General features: G+C 75.3%; 2 protein-coding genes, 1 pseudogene and 1 riboswitch. Of the genes and pseudogenes, 2 read left to right on the top strand and 1 reads right to left on the bottom strand.

Features of this window, described 5'->3' with window-relative positions; translation table 11 throughout:
• Positions 1 to 141 precede the first annotated feature (141 nt).
• Positions 142 to 579 (top strand): DUF4259 domain-containing protein, encoded by a 438-nt coding sequence (locus tag AC2CJA_RS26175; protein ID WP_484605138.1) that lies wholly within the window; start codon positions 142 to 144, stop codon positions 577 to 579.
• A 132-nt stretch (positions 580 to 711) separates the two neighbouring features.
• Positions 712 to 787: riboswitch (cobalamin riboswitch) on the top strand.
• 56 nt (positions 788 to 843) lie between these two features.
• A complete protein-coding gene (locus AC2CJA_RS26170) occupies positions 844 to 1,635 on the top strand; it encodes a (2Fe-2S)-binding protein (protein ID WP_484605137.1) in 792 nt (263 codons plus the stop codon).
• A 374-nt stretch (positions 1,636 to 2,009) separates the two neighbouring features.
• Here AC2CJA_RS26170 and AC2CJA_RS26165 read toward each other — a convergent pair.
• Positions 2,010 to 2,376: pseudogene (locus AC2CJA_RS26165) on the bottom strand (tetratricopeptide repeat protein); the annotation flags it as partial.

Below are 2,376 nucleotides of genomic sequence, written 5' to 3'. Positions count from 1 at the left end.
CCCCCCTACCGCCCCCCCGGCCGGCCCCCCCCCCCCCGCGGGCCCCCCGGGGCGGCGCCCCCCCCGGGGAGCACCGCCACACCGGCCGCTGTCAGTGGCCGCTGCGATGATCGCCGCACACCGCGACACGAGGAGATCACCGTGGGAACCTGGGACATCGGCCCCTTCGAGAACGACGCGGCAGCGGACTTCGCCGGCACCCTGGACAAGACGGCCCCGGACGAACGCGAGGGTCTCGTACGGGCGACGCTCGGCCGCGTCGCGCGGACCCGCGACTACCTCGACGGCTCCGAGGGCGCGGAGGCCGTCGCGGCCGCCGCTCTCGTCGCGGCGCGGTGCCCGGGCGGTGAGCCGGTCGGCACGGGCTACGGGCCCAGGGAGGCCCTTCCCGCCTTCGCCGACGATCTCCGTCCGCTCGCCGTCGAAGCGCTCGACCGGGTGGTCGCCGGGGAGTCCGAGCTGGCCGAACTCTGGGACGAGACGAGCCACGGTCCGGGGTGGCGGCAGGGCATCGGCCGCCTCCGCGCCGTCCTCGCGCCCGAAGCCGGTGCCCGGAAGGAAGCACCTCTCGACGCCTGACCGGTGACCCGGTGCCGGGGATCGCCGAACCCGGACCGGAACCGGGGGCGCCGCCGTGCGCTTCGTCACGACGGGTCCCGCGTCCGTCCGCCGCCTGACAGACTTGCCGTGACCATCCCGGGCGGCGACGGACAGGAAACCGGTGAGAGCCCGGTACGGTCCCGCCACTGTGACCGGCGCCCCGCGGGGCGCCGGGAGTCAGACACTGACGCGCCGCCTTCCGCTTCGGCCAGGGGACGAGGACATCCCCGGAGAGGCAAGGCCATGGCCGTATACCGTGCCGTCCACCGGCGGGCCGTCGTGGGCGGGCCGTGGAAGCCCGCGCCGTACGGGCCCCGCTGGCACGTCGAGGTGGGCGGGCCGCCCGCCGCCGAGTCCGGGGAGTGGCTGGCCGCGTCCGCGCTCTCCGACCCGCGGAGCGGGGAACTCGGCGATCTGATCGGTTGCGAGTACCGCGGCAGCGGCCACCGCACCGAGCATGCCGCGGCGCTGACGGTGATGGCGGTCTACGCGGGCCGGGTCACGGCCGCGGCCGTGCTGCACTGGGCCCTGACCGGCCAGGTGCCGGACATGGCGGCGGGCAACGTCCTCCTGCGGCCGTCGGGCCACGGCATCGCGGGCGTACGGGTGCGCGAGGCGCGGCTGTGCGCGGCCCGTCCCGGGGAGGACTCGGCGGCGCTGCTGCGCCGCACCGTGCTGCAGGAGCACCTGCTGCCCGTCGCCGACGCCCTGCACCGGCGCACCCGGGCCGGGCTGCGGCAGTTGCGCGGCGGTGTGGCCCACGGCTGCGCCACCGCCCTGTGCGCCTTCGACGGCGGCTCCGGCCCCGGCGTGCTCCGGGAGCGGTGGGAGCTGTTCGCGGCCGGAGCCCCCGGCGGACTGGCCGGGCTGGGCGAGGTGGTGGAGGTGCACCGGGCCCGGGACGGGCGGAAGCGGCTGGTGTACCTGCGCCGCACCTGCTGCCTCTACCACACCTCCGCCGAGGCGGTGCGCTGCGCGAGCTGCTGCCTGACCGGCCGCGAGGAGCGACTGCGCGCGTACGCCGAGCGCGGCTGACCCGTCCCGGACAGGGGCGGACGTGCCGAGCCCGGCGTCCGCCCTCCGGCGCCGGGGACGGGGCCTGCCCGGAGGTCAGTCCCCTGCGTTGAAGAGCACTCCGCCCAGCGTCGAGATGCCGTACAAGCGCACCTCCCTCCGCTCGCCCCCCGCCCAGCGACGTCAGAGAGCGGCAGGCGGAGCCGGGAGGCGTGTCACAGTCCGTGCACTCGTGACATTCCACCGGGACTACCACTTGACCGGGCGTCAGGTTCATCGCGGTGATTCCTCGGAACCACCCCTCACAACACGCTCGGCCCGGGAGGGCTTTCGCGGGTGGCGAGCCGCGGAGACGTGATCACCTCCGGGGCTCTCGCATACGCTCTCGCGTCCGGTCAGTCCTGAGGATCAGACGGGAGCGGGTTCTCCCTGAGCCAGCGCCGGACCGCCTCCGCCTCTTGCTGACGCCCTACACCGTCGAGCAGCTGCGCCTGTAGGTCCAGCACCACATGGAGTCGCGGGAAAACCGTAGGCAGCGTGTCGATATGGCGGCGGTACAGCTCCACGGCCTCCCCCGTCACGCGTAGCGCCCTGAGGGACTCGCCCTCCATTGCCAAGATCCAGGTCAACACGGACAGCGAGGTGGCGAGGTCGGGCTCGTAGGCGGCGGGATTGTCGGCCGCGAGCCTGCGCCGGATCTCCACCGCCTCTTCGGTGGCGGTCAGGGCCTCGGCCCGGCGCCCGGCCTCCGACAGCCGGATG

This window comes from Streptomyces sp. ATLC9, assembly GCF_057196705.1.
This window is presented reverse-complemented; position numbering and strand designations above follow the sequence as displayed.

What these genes read in the sequence shown, in the direction of transcription:
- AC2CJA_RS26170 (WP_484605137.1), top strand. Translation starts at nt 844, where the DNA reads ATGGCCGTATACCGTGCCGTCCACCGGCGGGCCGTCGTGGGCGGGCCG.